General features: G+C 74.0%; 20 protein-coding genes and 2 pseudogenes. 19 read left to right on the forward strand and 3 right to left on the reverse strand.

From position 1 onward, the window contains the following. From ACFXGA_RS16970 to ACFXGA_RS17005, 8 genes and pseudogenes are all read left to right on the forward strand, one after another. Positions 1 to 949 (forward strand): annotated as a pseudogene (locus tag ACFXGA_RS16970) (hypothetical protein); the annotation flags it as partial. 111 nt (positions 950 to 1,060) lie between these two features. Next, positions 1,061 to 1,840: a maleylpyruvate isomerase N-terminal domain-containing protein gene (locus ACFXGA_RS16975; protein WP_378088782.1), complete on the forward strand. Its 780-nt coding sequence runs from the start codon at positions 1,061 to 1,063 to the stop codon at positions 1,838 to 1,840. A gap of 101 nt (positions 1,841 to 1,941) precedes the next feature. After that, complete coding sequence (gene purF / locus ACFXGA_RS16980; RefSeq protein ID WP_378088785.1) at positions 1,942 to 3,474, forward strand: amidophosphoribosyltransferase; 1,533 nt, start codon at positions 1,942 to 1,944, stop codon at positions 3,472 to 3,474. A 50-nt stretch (positions 3,475 to 3,524) separates the two neighbouring features. Continuing rightward, positions 3,525 to 4,613 (forward strand): phosphoribosylformylglycinamidine cyclo-ligase, encoded by a 1,089-nt coding sequence (gene purM / locus ACFXGA_RS16985; protein ID WP_378088787.1) that lies wholly within the window; start codon positions 3,525 to 3,527, stop codon positions 4,611 to 4,613. Positions 4,614 to 4,676: 63 nt separating this feature from the next. Further along, positions 4,677 to 5,168, forward strand: a complete 492-nt coding sequence (locus ACFXGA_RS16990; protein ID WP_378088790.1) for a SigE family RNA polymerase sigma factor — start codon at positions 4,677 to 4,679, stop codon at positions 5,166 to 5,168. Next, the gene (locus tag ACFXGA_RS16995; RefSeq protein WP_378088792.1) at positions 5,165 to 5,929 is read left to right on the forward strand and encodes a hypothetical protein; all 765 of its coding nucleotides are present in this window, start codon (positions 5,165 to 5,167) and stop codon (positions 5,927 to 5,929) included. Before ACFXGA_RS16990 ends, ACFXGA_RS16995 begins: the two co-directional genes overlap by 4 nt. A 9-nt stretch (positions 5,930 to 5,938) precedes the next feature. Beyond that, the gene (gene arfB / locus ACFXGA_RS17000) at positions 5,939 to 6,367 is read left to right on the forward strand and encodes an alternative ribosome rescue aminoacyl-tRNA hydrolase ArfB (protein WP_378088794.1); all 429 of its coding nucleotides are present in this window, start codon (positions 5,939 to 5,941) and stop codon (positions 6,365 to 6,367) included. Positions 6,368 to 6,378: 11 nt separating this feature from the next. After that, positions 6,379 to 7,035, forward strand: a complete 657-nt coding sequence (locus tag ACFXGA_RS17005; protein ID WP_378088796.1) for a class I SAM-dependent DNA methyltransferase — start codon at positions 6,379 to 6,381, stop codon at positions 7,033 to 7,035. Here ACFXGA_RS17005 and ACFXGA_RS17010 read toward each other — a convergent pair. After that, positions 7,017 to 7,679 (reverse strand): response regulator, encoded by a 663-nt coding sequence (locus ACFXGA_RS17010; RefSeq protein ID WP_378088798.1) that lies wholly within the window; start codon positions 7,677 to 7,679, stop codon positions 7,017 to 7,019. The genes ACFXGA_RS17005 and ACFXGA_RS17010 overlap by 19 nt on opposite strands. Continuing rightward, a complete protein-coding gene (locus ACFXGA_RS17015; protein ID WP_378088800.1) occupies positions 7,676 to 9,223 on the reverse strand; it encodes an ATP-binding protein in 1,548 nt (515 codons plus the stop codon). Before ACFXGA_RS17015 ends, ACFXGA_RS17010 begins: the two co-directional genes overlap by 4 nt. 112 nt (positions 9,224 to 9,335) lie before the next feature. Between ACFXGA_RS17015 and ACFXGA_RS17020 the strand changes: the two genes are divergently transcribed. The 3 genes from ACFXGA_RS17020 to ACFXGA_RS17030 are packed head-to-tail and all read left to right on the forward strand — an operon-like array spanning position 9,336 to position 12,386. After that, positions 9,336 to 10,316, forward strand: a complete 981-nt coding sequence (locus ACFXGA_RS17020; RefSeq protein WP_378088802.1) for a Bug family tripartite tricarboxylate transporter substrate binding protein — start codon at positions 9,336 to 9,338, stop codon at positions 10,314 to 10,316. Beyond that, a complete protein-coding gene (locus tag ACFXGA_RS17025; RefSeq protein ID WP_378088805.1) occupies positions 10,313 to 10,852 on the forward strand; it encodes a tripartite tricarboxylate transporter TctB family protein in 540 nt (179 codons plus the stop codon). Before ACFXGA_RS17020 ends, ACFXGA_RS17025 begins: the two co-directional genes overlap by 4 nt. Position 10,853: 1 nt before the next feature. Continuing rightward, on the forward strand, positions 10,854 to 12,386 hold the full coding sequence (locus ACFXGA_RS17030; RefSeq protein ID WP_378088807.1) for a tripartite tricarboxylate transporter permease: 1,533 nt from the start codon (positions 10,854 to 10,856) through the stop codon (positions 12,384 to 12,386). 54 nt (positions 12,387 to 12,440) lie between these two features. On the opposite strand, the gene ACFXGA_RS17035 is transcribed toward ACFXGA_RS17030, so the two are convergent. Next, complete coding sequence (locus ACFXGA_RS17035; RefSeq protein WP_378088809.1) at positions 12,441 to 13,445, reverse strand: LacI family DNA-binding transcriptional regulator; 1,005 nt, start codon at positions 13,443 to 13,445, stop codon at positions 12,441 to 12,443. 121 nt (positions 13,446 to 13,566) lie between these two features. Here ACFXGA_RS17035 and ACFXGA_RS17040 point away from each other — a divergent pair. The 8 genes and pseudogenes from ACFXGA_RS17040 to iolD all read left to right on the forward strand — a co-directional run. Further along, positions 13,567 to 14,598, forward strand: a pseudogene (locus ACFXGA_RS17040) (Gfo/Idh/MocA family oxidoreductase); the annotation flags it as partial. Continuing rightward, complete coding sequence (locus tag ACFXGA_RS17045) at positions 14,595 to 15,455, forward strand: TIM barrel protein (RefSeq protein ID WP_378088811.1); 861 nt, start codon at positions 14,595 to 14,597, stop codon at positions 15,453 to 15,455. The pseudogene ACFXGA_RS17040 and the gene ACFXGA_RS17045, both read left to right, overlap by 4 nt. Positions 15,456 to 15,474: 19 nt before the next feature. Then, on the forward strand, positions 15,475 to 16,479 hold the full coding sequence (locus ACFXGA_RS17050; RefSeq protein ID WP_378088813.1) for a sugar ABC transporter substrate-binding protein: 1,005 nt from the start codon (positions 15,475 to 15,477) through the stop codon (positions 16,477 to 16,479). A gap of 20 nt (positions 16,480 to 16,499) precedes the next feature. Continuing rightward, positions 16,500 to 17,540 carry an ABC transporter permease gene (locus ACFXGA_RS17055; protein WP_378088880.1) on the forward strand — a complete coding sequence of 347 codons (1,041 nt, stop codon included), beginning with the start codon at positions 16,500 to 16,502 and terminating at the stop codon, positions 17,538 to 17,540. Next, entirely contained in the window at positions 17,537 to 18,331 is a 795-nt protein-coding gene (locus ACFXGA_RS17060) for an ATP-binding cassette domain-containing protein (protein ID WP_378088814.1), read from the forward strand. The genes ACFXGA_RS17055 and ACFXGA_RS17060 overlap by 4 nt, the downstream gene beginning before the upstream one ends. Next, the gene (iolC, locus tag ACFXGA_RS17065) at positions 18,328 to 19,257 is read left to right on the forward strand and encodes a 5-dehydro-2-deoxygluconokinase (RefSeq protein ID WP_378088816.1); all 930 of its coding nucleotides are present in this window, start codon (positions 18,328 to 18,330) and stop codon (positions 19,255 to 19,257) included. Before ACFXGA_RS17060 ends, iolC begins: the two co-directional genes overlap by 4 nt. A 903-nt stretch (positions 19,258 to 20,160) precedes the next feature. Beyond that, positions 20,161 to 21,036, forward strand: a complete 876-nt coding sequence (gene iolB / locus ACFXGA_RS17070) for a 5-deoxy-glucuronate isomerase (protein ID WP_378088818.1) — start codon at positions 20,161 to 20,163, stop codon at positions 21,034 to 21,036. Then, complete coding sequence (gene iolD, locus ACFXGA_RS17075) at positions 21,033 to 22,880, forward strand: 3D-(3,5/4)-trihydroxycyclohexane-1,2-dione acylhydrolase (decyclizing) (protein WP_378088820.1); 1,848 nt, start codon at positions 21,033 to 21,035, stop codon at positions 22,878 to 22,880. Before iolB ends, iolD begins: the two co-directional genes overlap by 4 nt. Positions 22,881 to 22,886 lie beyond the last annotated feature (6 nt).

Genomic DNA, 22,886 nt, shown 5'->3' on the forward strand with positions numbered 1-22,886 from the left:
TTTGTTGCCGTGGTGCCCCCCTTCGCCCGCCGGGCCGGTGCCGGGGGCGGGGCCGGCCGTCGTGCCGCCGGTCGGGTTGTGGCGCGAGTCGGACGCCGAGCCGGCGGGACCGGTGGGGGCGGCGGTCCCGCCGGAGGTCGAGTCGTGGTGCGAGACGACCACCGAGCTGTGGCTGGACCCGGAGCCGGGACCGGGCACCGGGGTGGGCGTCGAGCCGTGGGCCGAGCGCTCCGACCACGGCTTCGCCGGCCACCTCGACGGGCCGGGGGCCGCCACCGCCGCGGCCACCGCCGCCGCGACCGCCTTCACCTGGACCCTGCCGCTCGACCCCACCGCCTCGTGGACCTCGGTCGCCCAACCGGCGGGCGCGTGGCCGCTCGCCGTCCACTCCGTCGTCAGCGAGCCCGAGGCCGACCCGGCCGTCTCCTGGTCCGCCGCCGTCCCGCCCGCGGTCGCCTGGCCGGTCGGGGAACCGGCCGCGACCCCCGATCCCTTCGCCGAGCCGGAAGTCGAGTCGGTGATCGAAGACCCGGATGCCGCATACGCCCTCGACCCGGCCGACCTCGATGTGGCCGCCCTCGATCCGGCCGGCCTCGACCCGAACGCTCTGGACCCGGCCGCCCTCGATTCGACCGCGCTCACCCCGGCCGCCGACGACCCAGCCGCTCCGAACCCGGCTGACGCCGGTTTCGCCGCCGCCGATGTGGCCGCTGACGACCTGGTTGCCGACCCAGCCGCTGTCGACCCAGCCGCTGTCGACCTCGCCGGCGCGGACCCCGGGGCCGACGACCCGGCCGACACGGGCGCGGAGGCCGGGGGCGGGTCGTCGGCCGGGGACTCCGAGGAGTGGGAGTTCCAGCCCGGCGACCTGATCCGCTGGTGGGAGGAGGCCATGGCCCGGTTGGACGAGTTGGCGGCCCTGGACGACGTCCGGGACCAGCCGTGGTGACCCGCCGTGCGGCGTCCCGTCGGGAAGTCGTCGTGATCCGACGGCACCGGCGGCGCGGTCGCTGCGTCGGTACGGGTGAAGGCCGGCGTCCCGCCGCCGGGGAGGCGACCCGTGCGGCACGATGGCGGCGCACCGATCGACGCGAGCGGGAGGCTGGACGTGCCGGCAGGTTGGACCACCCAGCGGTGGACCGAGGTCTTCACCGCCCAGGCGGGGATGTTCCGGGAGGCGGTCGGGAAGGCCGACCCCGCGGCGAAGGTGCCCAGCTGCCCCGGCTGGACGTTCACCGACCTGGCGCTGCACGTCGGCCGGTTCCTGGAGACGTCCCTGGAGTACCTGCGCACCGGCAGCACGGTCCGGCTCCGCCTGCCCAGCCCGCCCGCCGACGTGGCGCCGCTGGAGTACCTCGACGCCCAGCTGGCCAAGGCCGCCGAACTGCTCCCGGCCACCCCGGGCAACCGGACGGCGTGGACGTTCTCGCCGGCCGCGCCGGACCTGGCCTGGGTGTGGCACCGCCGCATCGCGCACGAGCTGAACCTGCGTCGCTGGGACGCCCAGGCGGCCCTGCGCGAGCTGGTGGTCGGCGACGCGGACTTCGCCGTCGACGGCATCGACGAAGCGCTCACCACCCTGCTGGCCGCCAAGTACGCCGCGGACGTGCCGCCGACCGCCAAGGGCACGGCCTTGGTGCAGCTCACCGACGTGCCCGAGGCGTGGGTGGTGACGTTCCAGCCCGGTGTGGTGCCCGAGGTGCGGGCGGCCTGGCCGGGCGAGGAGGCGGACCTGCTGATCACCGGCGAGGCGCAGCTCGTGCACTACGGCCTGTGGGGTCGCCTGCCCCTCAAGCACACGGGCGACGAGCAGGTGTGGTTCGCCCTCAAGCTGGACTGAGTGCGTTTGGTCACGTCACGGGGGTCCTGATGGGGGTGGTACCACCCCCGTCAGCCTTACACTCGATGGTGCAGCCCGACCTCGTCGCTAGGGAGCACCCGGTGGTCACCGACCATTCAGCAACCGGCCGCACTGACCCCGAAACCCAGGAAGAACGAGAACCCCGCGAGGAATGCGGTGTGTTCGGCGTCTGGGCCCCCGGTGAGGAGGTCGCCAAGCTCACCTACTACGGCCTCTACGCCCTCCAGCACCGCGGCCAGGAAGCCGCGGGCATCTCCGTCGGCGACGGCAGCCAGGTGGTGGTCTTCAAGGACCTCGGCCTGGTCAGCCAGGTGTTCGACGAGCAGGTGCTCCAGTCGCTGCGCGGCCACGTCGCGGTCGGCCACTGCCGCTACTCCACCACGGGCTCCACGACGTGGGAGAACGCGCAGCCGACGTTCCGCACCACGGCCACCGGCTCGGGCCTGTCGCTCGGCCACAACGGCAACCTGGTGAACACCGCCGAGCTGCTGGAGAAGGCCCGCGAGGTGGGCGTGGACACGAGCCACGGCGCGACCACCGACTCCGACCTGGTGTGCGGCCTGCTCGCCGCGCACGCCGCCGACATCGGCATCGAGCAGGCGGCCATGCGGCTGCTGCCGACGCTGCGCGGCGCGTTCTGCCTCACGTTCTCCGACGAGTCCACCCTCTACGCGGCCCGCGACCCGCAGGGCGTGCGCCCGCTGGTGCTGGGCCGGCTGGAGCGCGGCTGGGTCGTGGCCAGCGAGACGGCGGCGCTGGACATCGTCGGCGCGTCGTTCGTGCGCGAGGTCGAGCCGGGCGAGCTGATCGCGATCGACGAGAACGGCCTGCGGTCGAGCCGGTTCGCCAACCCCGAGCCCAAGGGCTGCATCTTCGAGTACGTCTACCTGGCTCGCCCGGACACCACGATCGCCGGCCGGTCGGTGCACGCCACCCGGGTGGAGATCGGCCGCCGGCTCGCCCTGGAGCACCCGGTGGAGGCCGACCTGGTCATCCCGGTGCCCGAGTCGGGCACGCCGGCCGCCATCGGCTACGCCCAGGCCAGCGGCATCCCGTACGGGTCGGGCCTGGTCAAGAACGCCTACGTCGGCCGCACGTTCATCCAGCCGTCGCAGACGATCCGCCAGCTGGGCATCCGGCTGAAGCTGAACCCGCTGCGCGACGTGATCCGCGGCAAGCGGCTGGTCGTGGTGGACGACTCGATCGTGCGCGGCAACACGCAGCGCGCCCTGGTCCGGATGCTGCGCGAGGCGGGCGCGGTCGAGGTGCACGTGCGGATCGCGTCGCCGCCGGTCAAGTGGCCGTGCTTCTACGGCATCGACTTCGCGTCCCGGGCCGAGCTGATCGCCAACGGCCTGGACACCGACGGCATCCGCCGCTCGATCGGCGCGGACTCGCTGGGCTACGTGTCGCTGGAGGAGCTGATCGCGGCCAGCGAGCAGCCCAGGACGCGGCTGTGCAGCGCGTGCTTCGACGGCGAGTACCCGATCCCGCTGCCCGAGGACGCCTTGATCGGCAAGCACCTGCTCGAGGGGATCCGGGGTGTCGCGGGCTCGGCGGCCCCCGTCCTGGCGAACGGGTACGGTGCCGAGGACGCCCTGCGCCGCCCCTGATCGCCGGCGGGCCGGGCGCGTGCCCGGATGACCAGATGCCCTGAATGTGGATGCCCGAAATCGTGGAGCACAGAGACGTGACGGACAGCGCCAAGGCGACCTACGCCGCAGCTGGAGTAAGCATCGAAGCCGGCGACGAGGCGGTGGAGAAGCTCAAGCCGTGGGCGGCGAAGGCGCAGCGTCCCGAGGTGCTCGGCGGGATCGGCGGCTTCGCGGGCCTGTTCCAGCTCAAGCTCGACCGCTGGAAGGAGCCGGTGCTCGCGTCCTCGACCGACGGCGTCGGCACCAAGATCGCGGTCGCGCAGGCGTTGGACAAGCACGACACGATCGGCGTCGACCTGGTCGCGATGGTCGTGGACGACCTGGTGGTGTGCGGCGCGGAGCCGTTGTTCCTGCAGGACTACATCGCGGTCGGCCGGGTCGTGCCGGACAAGGTCGCGGCGCTGGTCAAGGGCATCTCCGAGGGCTGCGTGCTGGCGGGGTGCGCGTTGCTGGGCGGTGAGACCGCCGAGCACCCGGGCCTGATGGGCGAGAACGACTACGACATCTCCGGCACGGGCGTCGGCGTGGTCGAGGCGTCCGCGATGCTCGGCCCGGACCGGGTGCGCGCGGGTGACGTGGTCATCGCCATGGGCTCCTCGGGCCTGCACTCGAACGGGTACTCCCTGGCGCGGCACGTGCTGCTGGAGATCGCCCGGATGCCGCTGGAGGGCCACGTCGAGGAGTTCGGCCGCACCCTCGGCGAGGAGATGCTGGAGCCGACCCGCATCTACGCCAAGGACTGCCTGGCGTTGGCCGCCGAGGCGGAGGTGCGGACGTTCGCGCACGTCACCGGCGGCGGCCTGGCGGCGAACCTGGCCCGTGTGCTGCCCCGGGGCCTGCGCGCCGAGCTGAACCGCGGCACGTGGACGCCCGCGCCGGTGTTCGCCCTGATCGCCCAGCGCGGCCGGGTGGAGCGCGACGAGATGGAGAAGACGTTCAACATGGGCGTCGGCATGGTCGCGGTGGTCGCGCCCGAGGACGTGGACCGCGCCCTGGCCGTGCTCACGGCCCGCCACGTGCCCGCGTGGGTGCTGGGCGACGTGGTCCGTTCGGACGAGCCGGGCGCCGTCCTGGTGGGCGACCACCCGCGGTTCTAGTCACCGGGGCAACCTCCGCCGGTCGCCGATCCGTACCAAGCGGCGACCGAGGAGGGTGCCCGAGTGGATCGCGATCGTGAGTTCGGCGAGTACGTCGACGCCCGCGCGCTGGTGATGCGCAGGACCGCGTACCTGCTGTGCGGTGACTGGCACCGCGCCGAGGACCTGGTGCAGACCGCGCTGACGAAGCTGTACGTCGCCTGGCCGCGGGTCCGCCGGGACGGCGCGGTGGACGCCTACGCCCGGAAGGTGCTGGTCCGGGCGGCGATCGACGACTCGCGGCGCGCGTTCCGGCGGCGGGAGACGGTCGTGGACGAGGTGCCGGACGTGCCGGTCGCCGGGGCCGGGTCGGACTTCGACGTGCGCCGCGCGCTGGCGTCGTTGCCGGCGGGCCAGCGCACGGTGGTCGTGCTGCGGTACTGGGAGGACCTGAGCGTCACCGAGACCGCGCGCCTCCTCGGTCGCACCGAAGGCACCGTGAAGAGCCAGGCGGCCAAGGGCTTGGCCGCGCTGCGCCACCTTCTCGGGCACGACGTCCTGGAGGAGCGGCGATGACCGACATCAAGCAGGTTCTGGCCGTCGCGGTCGCGGACGAGCCGCCGATGGCCGTGGACAAGGCGGCGCTCGTCGCCAGGGGCAGGCGGCGGGTCGCGTTCCGGCGCGGCTCGCTGGTCGCGGTCGCCCTGGCGGCGGCGGGGGCGGTGGTCCTGCCGGTCGCGCTGTGGCCGGTGGGGGACGTGCCGGTCGCCGGCTCGTCCGCGTCGCCGTCCACATCGTCGTCCGCATCGTCGTCCGCGTCGGTGCACATGCTGGGCGTCGTCCCGCTGCCGAACGAGCCGGGGTCGACGCCGCCGAGGCCGGTGACCGCCGAGCGCGCGGCGGAGCTGACGGCGGCGTTGCGGGCGGCGTTGCCCGCGGACGTGGTGGCGAAGCCGCTCGACGGCCGGCCGCCGTTGGAGCTGGTCGTGCCGGAGGACGTGCCGCAGACCTACTTCTCCTACACCGACGTGACGACGTCGCGCGGCCGCGGCTCGGTGGCGGTGATGATCCGCATGGGCACGGCGGGGCAGGACTGCCTCCTGATCGACCAGACGCGGTGCGAGGAGTGGGACGAGGGCGGCCGGCACTTCAGGTTGCACCGGCCGTTGCTGCCGGCGGGCGAGGTGATCGAGCTGGTCGTCCGGCAGCCCGACGGGTCGGCGGTGACCGTGCTGTCGGCGGGGTCGCGCCTGGACGGTCAGGAGCGCGGCGGTCCGGCGCCGCTGGACTACGGCGAGGTGCTAAAGCTGGCGACGTCGGCGGGGTTGGGCTTCTAACCTGGACGCGTGGCCGAGGACTTGACCGTGACGAGGACGCTGGTGGTGCCGGCGGCCGAGTTGAGCGAGCGGTTCTCCCGCTCCTCAGGCCCCGGCGGCCAGGGCGTGAACACGGCGGACAGCCGGGTCGAGCTGAGCTTCGACCTGGCGTCCTCGCCGTCCGTGCCGGACCGGCTGCGCGACCGGATGCTCGACCGGCTGGGGAAGCGCCTGGTGGACGGTGTGCTCACGGTCGTGGCGAGCGAGCACCGGGCGCAGTTGCAGAACCGCCAGGCGGCCCGCGAGCGGCTGGCCCGGATCCTGCGCGACGCCGCGGCCGCGCCGCCGCCGGTGCGCCGCCCGACCAAGCCGACCAAGGGCTCGAAGGAACGCCGGATCGCGGAGAAGAAGCGCCGCGCCCGGACGAAGGAGGGCCGTCGGGGCGGCGGCTGGGACTAGGGTCCCGGTGCGTGACCGAACCCGAGTTCCTGACCATGACCCGGACCGCCTACGACACCGTCGCCCGCAGCTACGCCGACCTGGCGCGCGACCTCCTCGCCGACAGCCCGGCGGACCGGGCGGTGCTCGGGTTGTTCGCCGAGCTGGTGAGCGGCCCGGTGGCGGACGTCGGTTGCGGCCCCGGTCGGATCTCCGGTCACCTGAAAGGGCTGGGGGTGGACGTCTTCGGGGTCGACCTGTCGCCGGAGATGGTCGCGGTGGCCCGGCGCGAGCACCCGGACGTGCGGTTCGAGGTGGGGTCGATGCTCGACCTGGACCTGCCGGACGGCGCGCTGGGCGGCGCGGTGGCCTGGTACTCGGTGATCCACGTGCCGTGGGAGGAGCACCCGGCGGTGTTCGCCGAGTTCCACCGCGTCCTCGCGCCCGGCGGCCTGCTGCTGATGGCGTTCCAGGTGGGCGACACCGTCCGCCGGCACGAGCAGGGCTACGGGCACGACATCCTGCTGGACGTGTACCGGCTGGACCCCGACCGGGTGCTCGGGCAGCTCGCCGAGGCCGGGTTCGAGCCGCACACCCGCGTGGAGCGGGAACCCGTCGACCCGCAGTGGGAGAAGACGCCGCAGGGCTACCTGATCGTGCGCAAGAGCGGTCAGCCGAGCCAGACGTAGAGGCGTTCGGGCCGCCCGGTGCCGCCGTACTTGAGCCGCACCTCGGCCTTGCCGGTGCTGACGAAGTGCTCCAGGTACCGGCGGGCCGACACGCGGGCCAGCTCCGTGGCGTCCGCGCACTCGCTGGCCGTCACGGGGCGGTCCCGCAGCACCCGTTCCACCAGTGCCGCGGTCTGGGCCGTCAGGCCCTTCGGCAGACCGGGCGCGCTGCGCGGCCGGGCGCCGAACACCTGGTCCACGTCGGCCTGGCCGGCCGAGGCGAGCTGGTCGAGCCGCCGGTCGAGGGCGGCGAAGTGGGCGAGCTGGTCGCGCAGCGCGGCGTACTCGAACGGCTTGATCAGGTAGTGCAGCACCCCGCCGCGCAGCGCGCTGCGCACCGTGTCCACGTCCGTCGCCGCGGTGATCACGATGACGTCGACGTCGTCGGCCAGGCCGCGCAGCTCCCGCAGCACGGCCAGGCCGTCCACGTCGGGCAGGTAGACGTCCAGCAGCACGAGGTCCGGCCGCAGCTCCCGGACCAGCCGCAACGCCTCCGCGCCGGTGTGCGCGACGCCGACGACCTCGAAGCCGGGCGTGCGCGCGACGTACCCGCTGTGGACCTTCGCGACCATGAAGTCGTCGTCCACGACCAGAACCCTGATCACACCGGCACCTCCACGGGCAGCCGGGCGGTGAACACCGCGCCGTCCTCGTTGCGCACGCCCACGGACCCGCCGCGCCGCAGGCACGCCTGCCGGATCAGCGCCAGGCCGAGCCCGCGCTGACCCTGTTCGGCGGCCTTGGTGGTGAACCCGTGCCGGAACACCTCCTCGGCCAGGCCCGCCGCCACGCCCGGCCCCGAGTCCCGCACCACGACCACGACCTCGTCGGGCGACGACCGCACCGACACCTCGACCCACCCCCGTTCCGACAGCGCGTCGAGCGCGTTGTCCACCAGGTTCCCGATCACCGTGACGAGGTCGGTGGACAGCGCCTCGTCGACCTCGCCGAGCGAGCTGTCCGGCGCCATCCGCAGGCCGATGCCGCGCTCGGCGGCGAGGCTCGACTTGGCCACCAGCAGCGCCGCCACCGCCGGGTCGGCGACCTTCGAGGCCACCTCGGCGCGCCACGCGCCCTGCGCGGTGTTGATGCGGCTGATGAAGCCGCGCACCTCGTCGTACTCGCCCAGCTCGACCAGGCCGGCGATGGTGTGCAGGCGGTTGCTGAACTCGTGCGCCTGCGCGCGCAGGGTGTCGGTGGCGTGCCGGTTCGCGTCCAGCTCGTCGCGCAACGCGGTCAGCTCGGTGCGGTCGCGCAGGGTGACCACGGCGCCGTGCACGTCCAGCGGCATGTGGTTCAGGGTGAGCACGCGGCCACCGGCCAGGGCGAGCTGGTCCACGCCGGTCGCGCGGCCGGTCAGCACGTCGCGCAGCCGGTCGTCCAGGTCCAGGTCGGCCACCGACCGGCCGACCGCGTCCGGCGGCAGCGCCAGCAGGTCGCGGGCGTGGTCGTTGACCAGCGTGATCCGGTGCTGCGGGTCGAGCGCGACGACGCCCTCCTTGATGCCGTGCAGCAGTGCCTCCCGGTACTCGACCAGCGCGGTGATCTCGTGCGGCTCCAGGCCCAGCGTCTGGTTCTTGACCCGCCGCGCGAGCAGCAGCGACCCGGTGACGCCGATGACCAGCGCCACGCCGAGCAGCCGCAGCGCGTTGTCCGGGGAGTCCAGCACACCGTCCCAGAAGCCCGGCGCCTGCGTCCCCGCGGCGACCAGGCCGACCACCTCGCCGTCGTCGCCGATCACCGGCACGTGCGCCACGGTCGCGCCGCCCACCTCGCCGACCCACGACCGGCCCGCCAACGCCGTGCTGCCGCCGAGGTCGAGCACCTCGCCGACCTGGCCGGGGTCCGGCGAGGTCAGGACCTTGCGGTCCGGGCCGGTGATGATCACGTAGCTGGCGCCGGACAGGCTGCGGGCGCTCTCCGCGAACGGCGCGAGCGCGTAGTGCCGCAGCGGGTCGGCCAACGACGCCCGCACGCCCGCGGTCGCGGCGACGTCCTCGGCCACCGACAACATCCGGCGTCCCTCGGTCGTGCGGAAGTTGTTGCCCGCCTGGACGACGGACAGCACGCCGACCGCGCCCAGCAACGCGACGACCACGACGAGTTGCCACGCGAGCAGCTGACGGGCCAGCGATCCACGCGTCCCCATCGGCACCTCCGTGACCAGAAAGAACAAAAGAACCCTTAGGCGCGCAAGCGGGACTTCCCTGTTTACACGAGTGCAACATGTCCAACCACGCGGAAGAGAGGCGGGGATCACAGTGCGGATCAGGAACTGGCTCGCGGTCGTCGGCGCGTTGGCGGTCGTCGTCCTCGTGCCGCCGTTGCTGACGTCCGGCGCGGACACGTCGTCGTCGTTGCGGAGCCTGCGCGTGCTGGTGCCGAACGCGCCGGGCGGCGGCTACGACGTCACGGCGCGCACCGCCGCGAAGGCGATGGAGGACGCGGAGCTGATCCGCAACACCGAGGTGTTCAACCTGCCGGGCGCGGGCGGCACGGTCGGTCTCGGCCGGACGGTCAGCGAGCGCGGCAACGGCAAGCTCGTCATGTCGATGGGCCTGGGCGTGGTCGGCAGCGTGTACACCAACAAGGCGCCGTCGTCGCTGCTGGACACCACGCCGATCGCGAAGCTGATCGAGGAGCCGGACATCGTCGTGGTCGGCAAGGACTCGCCGTACCGGACGCTGGCCGACCTCGTCGCGGCGTGGAAGGCGAACCCGGGCGCGGTGACGGTCGGCGGCGGCTCGTCGCCCGGCGGGCCGGACCACCTCGCCCCGATGCTGATCGCCAAGGCGGTCGGGCTGGACCCGCGGCACGTCAACTACATCCCGTTCGACGGCGGCGGCGAGCTGCTGGCGTCGGTGCTGGGCGGGAAGGTCGCGTTCGGCGTGTCGGGCGTCGGCGAGTACCGGGACCAGATCGAGGCCGGGCAGATCCGGGTGCTGGCGGTGACGAGCGGGTCGCGGCTGTCGGGTGTGGACGCGCCGACGCTGCGCGAGTCCGGGGTGGACGTCGAGTTCAACAACTGGCGCGGCGTGGTCGCGCCGCCGGGGATCTCCGACGCCGACCGGGCCCGGCTGGTGGACCTGTTCAGCGACCTGCACGGCACCCCGCAGTGGCGGGAGGCGCTGGCGCGCAACGGCTGGACCGACGCGTTCGCGCCCGGTGACGAGTTCGGCCGGTTCCTGCGCGCCGAGAACGACCGGGTGGCGACCGTCCTCAAGGACCTGGGGTTGGCATGAGTGGAGGGTTGGGCGTGCACAAGGCGGTGAACAAGCCCTGGAGCCGGGCGTGGCTGCGGGAGCGGTCGGAGCTCGGCGTGTCCGCGGTGCTGGTCGCGCTGGGCGTGCTGGTCCTGGTCGACGCGATCCGGATCCACACCGACTTCGCGCAGCGCGGCCCGGTGGGGCCGAAGGCGGTGCCGGTCGTGGTCGGCGTCGGGCTGGTCGTGGTCGCCGCGCTGCTCGCGCGGGACGTGCTGCGCGGCGGCCGGGGCGAGGCCGAGGGCGGCGAGGACGTGGACCTCTCCGCGCCCGCGGACTGGCGGACCGTGCTGCTGCTGTGCGGCGCGTTCCTGGCGAACGCGGCGCTGATCGGCGTGGTCGGCTTCCCGATCTCCGGCGCGGTCCTGTTCTGGGGCGCGGCCTACGCGCTGGGCAGCCGGAACTTCGTCCGCGACCCGCTGCTCGCCGCCGGTCTGTCGGTGGTGACGTTCCTGTTGTTCAACAACCTCCTCGGCGTGCCGCTGCCGGGTGGTCCGCTGGTGGGGATGTTCTGACGTGGACTCGTTCAACAACCTGCTCGAGGGGTTCGCGACCGCGCTGACCCCGACGCACCTCGCGCTGGCCGCGCTGGGCGTGCTGCTGGGCACGGCGATCGGCGTGCTGCCGGGCATCGGCCCGGCGATGGCGGTGGCGCTGCTGCTGCCCGTCACCTACGGCCTGGAGCCGACCGGGGCGTTCATCATGTTCGCCGGCATCTACTACGGCGGCATGTTCGGCGGCTCCACCACGTCCATCCTGCTCAACACGCCGGGCGAGAGCGCGGCGGTGGTCGCGGCCATCGACGGCAATCCGATGGCCCGGAAGGGGCGCGGCTCGCAGGCGCTGGCCGCGGCGGCCATCGGGCACTTCGTCGGCGGCACGATCGGCACCGTGCTGCTGGTGCTGCTCGCGCCGACGGTGGCGAAGTTCGCCGTGGACATCGGCGCGCCGGACTTCTTCGCGATCATGGTGCTGGCGTTCGTGGCGGTCACGTCCGTGCTCGGCGCGTCCCGCGTGCGCGGGTTCGCGTCGCTGCTCATCGGGTTGGCCATCGGCCTGGTCGGGCTGGACGAGATGACCGGCCAGCAGCGGCTCACGTTCGGCTCGCTGCACCTCGCGGACGGCATCGACGTGGTCGTGGTCGCGGTGGCCCTGTTCGCGGTCGGCGAGTCGCTGTGGGTGGCCGCCCACCTGCGGCGCAAGCCCGCGCGCCCGATCCCGGTCGGCCGCGCGTTCCTCGGCCGGGAGGACCTGCGGCGGTCGTGGAAGCCGTGGCTGCGCGGCCCGGTGATCGGGTTCCCGTTCGGCGCGATCCCGGCGGGCGGCGCGGAGATCCCGACGTTCCTGTCGTACGTGACCGAGAAGCGGCTGTCCCGGCACCGCGACGAGTTCGGCAAGGGCGCGATCGAGGGCGTGGCCGGGCCGGAGGCGACGGCCAGCGCGTCCGCCGCGGGCACGCTGGTGTCGATGCTGACGCTGGGCCTGCCGACGACGGCGGTGGCCGCGGTGATGCTGGCGGCGTTCCAGCAGTACGGCATCCAGCCGGGGCCGCTGCTGTTCGAACGCGAGTCGGCGCTGGTGTGGGGCCTGATCGCGTCGCTGTTCATCGGCCTGTGCCTGCTGCTGGTGCTGAACCTGCCGCTCGCGCCGGTGTGGGCGAGGCTGCTGCGCATCCCCCGGCCGTACCTGTACGCGGGCATCCTGTTCTTCGCCGGCGTCGGCGCGTACGCGGTGAACGCCGACGTGTTCGACCTGCTGGTGATGTTCGTGATCGGCGTGCTCGGCTTCGTGATGCGCCGCTACGGGCTGCCGGTGCTGCCGGCGATCATCGGCGTGATCCTCGGCCCGGCCGCCGAACAGCAGATGCGGCGGGCGCTGCAACTCTCGGACGGCTCCCTGACGGGCCTGGTCAACACCCCGTTCGCCCTGGTCGTGTACGGCGTCGTGGTGGTGCTGCTGGCGTGGCCGCTGATCCGCCGCGCCGTCCGCCGGCCCGCCCCGCCCGCCGAGCCGGCGGACCACCCGGAACGGCCGAAGGTGGACGCCTAGGCCGCCGCGTCACCCCGGCGGGCTCCCACCGCCGGGGTGGGCGGGCCGGGGCGCTCACGCCCGTCCGGCGCCGGGTGGCGCGGTGGTCGAGCGGACGACCAGGGACGGGCGCAGCAGGCGCCGCACGGGCTCGGCGCGCTCGCCCCGCACCCGTTGCAGCAGGGCCTCGGCGGCGAGCCGGCCGAACTCGTTGCGCGGCTGGTCGATCGTGGTCAGCGACACGTGCCGGAGGGCGGCCAGCGAGGTGTTGTCGTACCCGACCACGGAGACGTCCGCCGGCACCCGGAACCCCGCCTCCTCCAGCGCGGAGATCACGCCGACCGCGTTGAAGTCGTTGCACGAGACGATCGCGCTCGGCAGGTCGCCCCCGTCCAGCAGGCCCCGCACCGCCCGCGCGCCGGCCGCGTCGGTGTACTCGCTGGCCACCACGCGCGGCGCGAGCCCGTGGGACGCCATCGCGGCGAGGTACCCGCGCCGCCGCGGCGCGGCCTGCGAGCCGCCGCCGCCGTCGAGGTGCGCGATCCGCCGGTGCCCCAACGACACCAGGTGCTCGACCGCCAGCGCGAGGCCGCGCTCGCCGTCGTCGTTCACGGTGTCCACGCCGGCCAGCCGGGACGACCGCCCCACCAGCACCACCGACGTCTGCTCCGCCGCCCGCGCGATGTCCGCGCTCGGGACCACCGGCGACAGCAGGGCCAGGCCCGCCGGCCGGAACGACAGCAGGCTGCGCAACGCCCGCCGCTCCCGCGCCGGCCGCCGCCCGCCGGTGTTGAGGATCAGGTCGAAGCCCTGCTCGGTCGCCACCGCGTCGAGCCCGTCCACGACCTCGGCGAAGAACGCGTTGTGCAGGTCCGACACCATCACGCCGAGCACGTGGGACGTGCGGCTGGCCAGCGACCGCGCCATGGCGTGCGGTGAGTACCCCAGCTCCTCGGCCGCCCGCAGCACGGCCGCCCGCCGCTGCTCGCTCACCCTCGGTGACCCCCGCATGACCAGCGACACCAGCGCGCGGGACACGCCGGCCCGGGCCGCGACGTCGTCCATCGTGGGTCTGACCACCGGTGTGCCTCCTGTGACCGCCGGGCGGACGGCCCGGGCGGGGAGCGTGCCCTTGACACCCGTGTGACGGACGTTACAGCATTGGAGCGCTCCAACGAATAGAGCGCTCTACCGCCAGAACGCCTCTACCAGGACGGAGACCAGCGGCATGCGCATCGGAGTGGCCGGAGTCGGGCGAATCGGTTCCATGCACGCGACCAACCTGGCGAGCCTCGACGAGGTCGACGAGGTGCTGCTGTTCGACCCGGAGCCCGGCCGCGCGGAGGCCGCGTCCGCCGCGCTCCCCGGCACCAGGAGCGTGCCCGACCTCGACACGTTGCTCACCCGCAGTGACGGCGTCCTGCTCGCCACCCCCACCACCACGCACCCCGCGCTGCTGCGCGCGACGATCGCGGCGGGCGTGCCGACGCTGTGCGAGAAGCCGATCGCGAGTCACCTGGACGAGATGCGCGCCCTGGTCGCCGAGGTCGAGGCGTCCGGCGTGGAGGTGCTCGTCGGGTTCCAGCGCCGCTTCGACCCCGCCGTGTCCGAGCTGCACCGGCGCGTCCGCGCGGGCGACGTCGGCGACGTGTACCTGGTCCGCGCGCTCGGCAACGACGCCGAACCGCCCGACCCCGCCTACCTGCCCCGGTCCGGCGGGATCTTCCGCGACCTGCTGATCCACGACCTGGACGCGGTGCCGTGGCTGGTCGGTCAGCCGGTGGTCGAGGTGTACGCGTCGGGATCGGTGCTGGTCGACCGGGCGTTCGCGGACGCCGACGACGTGGACAACGCCGTGGTGCTGCTCAGGTTCGCGGGCGGCGCGCACGCCACCCTCGCCGGCGGCCGGCACGACCCCCTCGGCTACGACCACCGCATCGAGGTGCTGGGCAGCCGCGACTCCCTCGCCGTCGGCCTCGACCCGCGCACGCCGCTGACGTCCCTGGAGCCCGAGGGCCCGAAGGCCGCCGCCGACGCCTACCCCGGCTTCCCGGAGCGCTTCCACCGCGCCTACCTCAACGAGATGGCCGTGTTCACCCAGGTCGTCGCCGGCGCCGCGGCGAACCCGTCGCCCGCGCGGGAGAGCCTGACCAGCCTCCGGCTCGCCGAGGCGTGCGAGCGGTCGCGCCGCTCCGGCGCCCCCGTCCGGATCGACCCGGAGGTGACCGCGTGAAGATCGCCGGCGCGCCCATCTCGTGGGGGGTCAGCGAGGTGCCCGGCTGGGGCCGGGTGCTCGACCCGGGAACCGTGCTCGCCGAGATGGCCGCCCTCGGCCTGACCGCCACGGAACTCGGCCCGCCCGGCTACCTGCCCGCCGACCCCTCCGCCCTGCGCCGCCTGCTCGACGGGCACGGCCTCGCGCTCGTCGGCGGCTTCCTCGCCGTGCCCCTGCACACCGACGTGCGGGCCACCGCCGCCGAAGCCGACCGCGTCGCCGCCCTGCTCGCCGCCGCCGGCGCGGAAGTCCTCGTGCTGGCCGCCGCCACCGGCCTCGACGGCTACGACGAACGCCCCGCCCTCACCGACGACGAGTGGCGCACCCTCGTCCACACCGCCGCCGCCGTCCGCGACCGCGCCGCCGACCACGGCCTGCGCACCGCCCTGCACCCCCACGTCGGCACGCACGTCGAACGCGCCGCCGAGGTCGAGCGCTTCCTCGCCGACTCCGACCTCGACCTCTGCCTCGACACCGGCCACCTCCTCATCGGCGGCACGGACCCGGTCGACCTGGCCCGCCGCCACCCCGGGCGCATCGGCCACGTGCACCTCAAGGACGTCCGCGCCGACATCGCGGCCACCGTCCGCGCCGGCGAACTCGGCTACGCGGCCGCCGTCCGACGACGCATCTACGTGCCGCTGGGCGAAGGCGACATCGACGTGGCGGGCCTCGTGGCGCTCCTCCGGGACACCGGCTACACCGGCTGGCACGTCTTGGAGCAGGACACCGCCCTCGGCGACGACGACCCGCCCGACGGCCCCGCGCGCGACACCGCGGCCGGCCTCGCGCACCTCGGCCGGCTCACCGCCTGACCCCCAGCGAGGAGAGACGATGACGTCCACTCGAACGACCCTGCGCGCGGGACTCGCCCTGACCGCGCTCGCGCTGCTGGCCGCGTGCAGCGGACCCGGCGCCGAGAACGCCACGGGCACCGGCACCGCCGCCGACCGGAACACCGCCGACCAGGCGCCCTCCGGCCGGCTCCGCGTCGCCGTCGTCACCCACGGCACCGCGGGCGACGCGTTCTGGAACGTGGTCAAGAACGGCGCCACCGCCGCCGGCGAACAACTCGGCGTCACCGTCGACTACCACTCCGACGGCGACCCCGGCCGCCAGTCCACGCTGATCGACAACGCCGTCTCCCAACAGGTCGGCGGCATCGTCGTCTCGATGGCCAACCCCGACGCGCTCCGGACCTCCGTCCAGAACGCGGTCAAGGCCGGCATCCCCGTCGTCACCATCAACTCCGGCTCCGACAAGAGCGCGGCCTTCGGCGCGCTCGCGCACGTCGGCCAGGAGGAGGGCATCGCCGGCGAACAGGCCGGGCGCCGGCTCAAGGACGCGGGGAAGACCAAGCTGCTGTGCGTCATCCACGAAGCCGGCAACGTCGGCCTCAACCAGCGCTGCGACGGCGCCCGCACCGGCTTCGGCGGCGCCGTCGCCAACCTCCAGGTCGACATCAACAACCCCACCGACGCGGAGTCCCGCATCAAGGGCGCGCTCCAGACCGACCCGTCCGTCGACGCGGTGCTCGCCCTCAACCCGCAGGTCGCGATGTCGTCCGTGAACGCCGTCAAGGGCGCGTCGTCGCAGGCGGCGGTCGCCACCTTCGACCTCAACGCCGACGTCACCACCGCGATCAAGGCGGGCGACGTGCTGTTCGCCGTCGACCAGCAGCAGTACGAACAGGGCTACCTCCCCATCGTGATGATCAAGCTCTACCGCGACAACGCCAACACCGTGGGCGGCGGCCGGCCCGTCCTCACCGGACCCGGCTTCGTCGACCGGTCCAACGTGGACGAGGTCGCCGAGCACGCCGAACGCGGCACCCGCTGAGGAGGACGCCGGTGACCCCGCTGACGGACGTCCCCGACCCGCCCGACGAGCGCGTCGGCCGAGCCCGGCCGCTCGACCGGCTCCTGCTCCGCCCCGAGATCGGCGCGCTGCTCGGCGCGGTGCTCGTCTTCGCGTTCTTCTCGGCCACCACCGGGCAGTTCCTCAGCGCGGGCGGCGTCGCGACCTGGCTGGACGACGCGTCCACCCTCGGCATCGCCGCCGTCGCGGTGGCGCTGCTCATGATCGGCGGCGAGTTCGACCTGTCCGCCGGCGTGATGACCGCCTCCACCGCGCTCGTCACGGCGATCCTCGCCACCCGGCTCGGCTGGAACGTCTGGCTCGCGCTGCTCGCGTCCCTGGCGTTCGCGCTCGCCGTCGGCGCGCTCAACGGGTGGCTGGTGCTGCGCACCGGGCTGCCCAGCTTCATCGTGACGCTCGGGACGTTCCTCGCCCTGCAGGGCCTGAACCTCGGCGTCACGCGACTCGTCACCGGGACCGTGCAGGTGTCCGGCATGCGCTCCGCCGACGGCTACGCCTCCGCCGGGTTCGTGTTCGCCTCGACGTTCACCCTCGGCGGCGCCGCCTTCCCCGTCTCGATCGCGTGGTGGGTCGCGGTCACGGTCGTCGCGTCGGTCGTGCTGCTGCGCACGCGGTTCGGGAACTGGATCTTCGCCGTCGGCGGGTCGGCCACGGCGGCGCGGGCCGTCGGCGTGCCCGTCGCCCGCACCAAGGTGCTGCTGTTCACGACCACCGCCGGCGCCGCCTGGCTCGTCGGGTCGACCACCATCCTGCGGTTCACCAGCGTGCAGGCCAACCAGGGCATCGGGCTGGAGTTCCAGTTCATCATCGCCGCCGTCATCGGCGGCTGCCTGCTCACCGGCGGGTTCGGCTCCGCCGTCGGCGCGGCGATCGGAGCGCTGATCTTCGGCATGGCCCGGCAGGGCATCGTCTACGCCAACTGGGACTCCGACTGGTTCCAGCTCTTCCTCGGCGTGATGCTGCTGGCCGCCGTGCTCGTCAACAACGCCCTGCGACGACGGGCGGAGAGGGTGCGGCGATGAGCCCGTCGGAGCGACGCCCGCTGCTGGAGGTCCGCGGGCTCGGCAAGACCTACGGCACCGTGATCGCGCTGCGCGACGTGTCCACCGTCGTCAACGCCGGCGAGGTCACCTGCGTGCTCGGCGACAACGGCGCGGGCAAGTCCACGCTCATCAAGGTGCTGGCCGGCGTCCACCGGCACGACACCGGCGACTACCTGGTCGACGGCGTCCCGGTCCGCTTCGCCTCGCCCCGCGAAGCCCTCGACCGGGGCATCGCCACCGTCCACCAGGACCTCGCCGTCGTGCCGCTGATGAGCGTGTGGCGCAACTTCTTCCTCGGGTCCGAACCGACCACCGGGTTCGGCCCGCTCCGCTTCCTCGACCGGCGGCGGGCGCGGGAGGTGACCCGCACGGCCCTGGCCGACATGGGCATCGACCTGCGCGACGTCGAACAACCCGTGGGCACCCTGTCCGGCGGCGAACGGCAGTCCGTCGCCATCGCCCGCGCCGTGCACTTCGGCGCCAAGGTGCTGATCCTGGACGAGCCCACCGCCGCCCTCGGCGTCAAGCAGGCCGGGGTGGTCCTGCGCTACGTCGCCCGCGCCCGAGACCGGGGGTTGGGAGTCGTCCTCATCACCCACAACCCGCACCACGCCTACCCCGTCGGCGACCGGTTCCTGCTGCTCAAGCGCGGACACGTGCTCGGCGCGCACGAGAAGTCGGAGATCGGCATCGACGAGCTGACCCGGCAGATGGCCGGCGGGGTCGAGCTGGAGGCGCTGGCGCACGAACTGCGCGGGGTGGACCGATGACCGTCGAGGTGCTGACCGTCGGGCGCGTCGGGGTGGACCTCTACCCGGAGCAGAGCGGCGTGCCGCTGGCGCGGGTGCGGACGTTCGCCAAGTCCCTCGGCGGTACCGCCACCAACGTGGCCGTGGCCACCGCCCGCCTCGGCCGCACGGCCGCCGTGCTCACCAAGGTCGGCCCGGACGCCTTCGGCCCCTACGTCCGGTCCGCGCTGGAGTCGTTCGGCGTGTCGTCGTCGTTCGTCGGCACCGCCCCCGACCTGCAAACCCCGGTCGTGTTCTGCGCCCTGGACCCACCCGAGGACCCACCGCTGCTGTTCTACCGGTCACCCCTCGCGCCCGACCTGGCGCTCACCCCGGACGACGTGCCGTGGGACGTGGTGGCCGACGTGCCACTGCTGTGGGTGACCGGGACGGGCGTCTCGGCATCACCCGCCCGGGAGACCCAACGGGAAATCCTCCGACACCGGGCCCGCCGCCCGCACACCGTCCTGGACCTCGACCACCGGCCGGTGTTCTGGCCCGACGTCCCGACCGCGCGGCGCGAGATCGGCTGGATGCTCGACCACGTCACGGTGGCGGTCGGCAATCGGGCCGAGGTCGAGGTGGCGGTCGGCACGGCCGACCCGGACGAGGCCGCCACCCGGCTGCTGGCGCGCGGGGTGTCGCTGGCCGTGGTGAAGAAGGGCGGCGAGGGCGTCCTGTTCGCCACCGCGTCGGGGAGGTGGACCATCCCGCCGCACCGGGTGGAGGTCGTCTGCGGGTTGGGCGCCGGCGACGCGTTCGGCGGCGCCCTCGCCCACGGCCTGCTGTCGGGCTGGGAACCGGAGCGGATCGCCCGCTACGCCAACGTGGCCGGCGCCCTGGTGGCGGGCCGCCTGGCGTGCGCCGACGCCATGCCGACCGCACGCGAGATCGAGGCCCACCTGTGAAAACCCTTCGACGGGCGGCCACCACCACCCCGTGCCAAGATCGACCAACCCCGGTGCCACCGGCAACACGATGGGGTGAACCTGGCCGGAAAGTGTACGGAAACACCGTTACCGATCCTCGGTTAAAACGAGGACCGAGCGCCCGACAACCACCACCCCTGCGCCACCACCCCCGACCTGCCCACCCGACCTGCCCACCCGACCTGCCCACCCGACCTGCCCACCCGACCGGCCCACCCGACCGGCCCGTCCACCCAACACCCCGCCCGCCTCAACCCCGACCCGCCTCAACCCCCATCCGCACCCACGCCCGCGCCCGCACCGGCGCCCCGCCGGCACCGACGCCGTGGCCATCCCCGACCATCCCCACACCCTCCCCGGCGACCCCGGACGGAGGCGCGAGGTGATCACCGACGGCCAGTGGACAGCCCTGCCGCGCGCCAGACGCACCGCCCCAACCGCCATCCGCCGCGCCTACCGCGCGGGCTGGACCTACGGCGCGTGCTCAGCCCGAGGTGCATGCTCGGCCTGGGTGCGTGCTCGGCTCGGGATGCGTGCTCAGCCTGGGTCGCGTGCTCGGCCCGGGGCGCGTACCGGGCCCGCCGACGACATGCCCGGCTGCTGCCCAACCGGGACGCGCTGGAGAGCAGCGCGACGGCGTCGGCGTTGGCCGGACGCGGGCTGGTGGCGATGGTCGAGCTGCTGCCGTCCACGCGGGACGCGGCCGGTGCGCTCGTGTCCGGGGGCGACGCCGTCGGGTCGGTGCGCGCGGGCGGCGTGGCGGCTCGGCCCGGGACGGATGGCGTTGGCGTGGGCGTTCACCTGGTCGAGGGGATCGGATGGCCGAGCGACTACACGCGCAAAACGGGACGAAACGGGCGAAATGTGCGAGGGAGTGGTGGGATGAGCCTGCACCGGCCGTTGGGCACGCTGTCGGTCGGCGAGAACGCCGTCGAGCTGACCGCCGAGACCGCCGGATGGGATTACGCCGGGCTACGGGTGATCCTGTTGCACCCCGGTGGAGTGACCACGATCGAGACCGGTGATTACGAGGCGTTCGTGCTCCCCCTTTCCGGCGGCTGCGTGGTCGAGGTCGACGGCGAGCGGTTCGAGTTGCACGGGCGCGAGTCGGTCTTCACCCGGGTCACGGACTTCGCCTACCTCCCCAAGGCCGCCCGCGCGACCCTGTCCACCAGGGACGGCGTCGAGGTGGCCCTCCCGATGGCCCGCTGCGACCGCAGGCTCACCCCCCGGTACGGCCCGGCCGAGGACGTGCCGGTCGAGGTCCGGGGCGCGGGCAACGCCACCCGCCAGGTGACGAACTTCGGCGTCCCCGGCGCCTGGGACCACGCCGACCGGCTCATCGCCTGCGAGCTGATCACCCCGGACGGCAACTGGTCCTCCTACCCGCCGCACAAGCACGACCACACCTGCGACGTCGTCAACGAGGAGATCTACTACTTCCGCATCGCCGGCCGCGACCGGATCACCCCGTCGCGTGAAGGGTTCGGCTTCCACCGCACCTACACCGACGACTGGGACGAGCACGTCCTCGTCCGCGACGGCGACGTCTTCCTCGTCCCCCGCGGCTACCACGGGCCGTCCGTCGCCGCCCCCGGCTACCCCATGTACTACCTGAACGTGCTGGCCGGCCCCGGCCCCCAACGCTCCATGGCGTTCTGCGACGACCCCGCGCACACCTGGGTCCGGGACACGTGGGCGGGCCGGGAACCCGACCCCCGCTGCCCGGTCACGACCGCCGAAGGACGGGTGGGATGAGGCTCACCACCGCGCAGGCCCTGGTCCGCTGGCTCCGCGCGCAACGCACCGAACTGCCCGACGGCGCCCCCGCGCCCCTGTTCCCGGGCGTCTTCGCCATCTTCGGCCACGGCAACGTGCTCGGCCTCGGCAACGCCCTCGAAGAGGCCCGGCCGCACCTGCCCGTCTGGCGCGGCCACAACGAGCAGGGCATGGCGCTGGCCGCGGTCGGCCTCGCCAAGGCCACGCACCGCCGCCAGGTCGGCGTCGCCACCTCCTCGATCGGCCCCGGCGCGCTGAACATGGTCACCGCCGCCGGCGTCGCCCACGCCAACCGCCTGCCGCTCCTCCTGCTGCCCGGCGACACGTTCACCAGCCGCGCGCCCGACCCGGTGCTCCAGCAGGTCGAGCACTTCGGCGACCCGACGACCACGGTCAACGACGCGTTCCGCCCGGTCAGCCGCTACTTCGACCGGATCACCCGCCCCGAGCAGCTCCTCAACGCCCTGCCCCAGGTCGCCCGCGTGCTCACCGACCCGGCGGACTGCGGCCCCGCGGTGCTCGCCCTGCCGCAGGACGTGCAGGCCGAGTCGTTCGACTTCCCGGACGCGCTGTTCGAGCCGGTCGTCCACCACCCGCACCGCCCGCGCCCCGACACGAGGGCCCTGGCCGACGCCGCCGACACCCTCCGCCGGGCACGCCGGCCGCTGCTGGTCCTCGGCGGCGGGGTCCGGTACTCCCGCGCCGCGGGCCGCGCGATCCGCTTCGCCGAGCGGCACGCCGTCCCGATCGCCGAGACCACCGCGGGCCGCACCCTGGTCCCGCACGACCACCCGCTGCACGCCGGACCGCTCGGCATCACCGGCTCCGCCTCGGCCAACGCCCTCGCCGAGCAGGCCGACGTCGTCCTGGCCGCCGGCACCCGCCTGCAGGACTTCACCACCGCCTCGTGGACGGTGTTCGCGCCCGACGCCCGGATCGTCTCCCTCAACACCGCCCGGTTCGACGCGGTGAAGCACGGCGCGTTGTCCCTGGTCGCCGACGCGGACGAGGGCCTGCGCGAGCTGACCGACGCGCTCGGCCCCTGGCGGGCCGACCCGGCCTGGGCCGCGCGGGCGGCGGAGGAGCGGGGCAAGTGGGACGCGTACGTCGACGGCCTGCGCGCCCCCGGCGGCACGCCGACCTACGCGCAGGTCGTCGGCGTGGTGAACGACCTGTCCACGCCCGAGGACTACGTCATGACGGCGTCCGGCGGCCTGCCCGGCGAGCTGATCGGCGGCTGGCGCGCGATCGGCGAGGCGACCATGGACGTCGAGTACGGCTTCTCGTGCATGGGCTACGAGCTGGCCGGCGCGTGGGGCGCGGCGATCGCCCGCCCCGACGGCGTGGTGACCACCCTCGTGGGCGACGGCTCGTACCTGATGCTCAACTCGGAGCTGTTCTCGGCCGCGTTCGCCGGGCACGGTTTCGTGGCCGTGGTCTGCGACAACGACGGGTACGCGGTGATCCACCGCCTCCAGACCGGTCACGGCGGCGCGGGCTTCAACAACCTCTACGCCGACGTCCGCACCGCGCACGACCGACCGCCGCGCACCGACTTCGCCGCGCACGCCGCCGCGATGGGCTGCGCCGCGTTCCCGGTGGACGACCTCGACGGGCTCCGCGACGCCTACCTCGCGGCCCGGGAGGTGGCGCGGGCGCAACGCCGCCCGGCCGTGGTCGTGATCCGCACTCACCCGTCCGCGTGGACCGAGGCGGGCGCGTGGTGGGAGGTCGGTGTGCCGGAGGTCGCGCACCGCGCGGAAATCACCGCCGCGCGCGCGGACGCGACCGCCGGAAAAGCGAAACAAATTCGCTACCGGTGATCGGGA

The organism is Actinosynnema sp. NPDC059335 (assembly GCF_042752395.1).
In the GTDB taxonomy this organism is placed as follows: Bacteria; Actinomycetota; Actinomycetes; order Mycobacteriales; family Pseudonocardiaceae; genus Actinosynnema.

Bases quoted from the DNA above. Each gene is read 5' to 3' on its own strand.
- iolC (WP_378088816.1), top strand. From the start codon at position 18,328: ATGACCGTCGAGGTGCTGACCGTCGGGCGCGTCGGGGTGGACCTCTAC.
- ACFXGA_RS17025 (WP_378088805.1), top strand. From the start codon at position 10,313: ATGAGTGGAGGGTTGGGCGTGCACAAGGCGGTGAACAAGCCCTGGAGC.
- ACFXGA_RS16995 (WP_378088792.1), top strand. From the start codon at position 5,165: ATGACCGACATCAAGCAGGTTCTGGCCGTCGCGGTCGCGGACGAGCCG.
- ACFXGA_RS17060 (WP_378088814.1), top strand. From the start codon at position 17,537: ATGAGCCCGTCGGAGCGACGCCCGCTGCTGGAGGTCCGCGGGCTCGGC.
- ACFXGA_RS17050 (WP_378088813.1), top strand. From the start codon at position 15,475: ATGACGTCCACTCGAACGACCCTGCGCGCGGGACTCGCCCTGACCGCG.
- purM (WP_378088787.1), top strand. From the start codon at position 3,525: ATGCCCGAAATCGTGGAGCACAGAGACGTGACGGACAGCGCCAAGGCG.
- ACFXGA_RS17015 (WP_378088800.1), bottom strand. From the start codon at position 9,223: ATGGGGACGCGTGGATCGCTGGCCCGTCAGCTGCTCGCGTGGCAACTC.
- iolD (WP_378088820.1), top strand. From the start codon at position 21,033: ATGAGGCTCACCACCGCGCAGGCCCTGGTCCGCTGGCTCCGCGCGCAA.
- iolB (WP_378088818.1), top strand. From the start codon at position 20,161: ATGAGCCTGCACCGGCCGTTGGGCACGCTGTCGGTCGGCGAGAACGCC.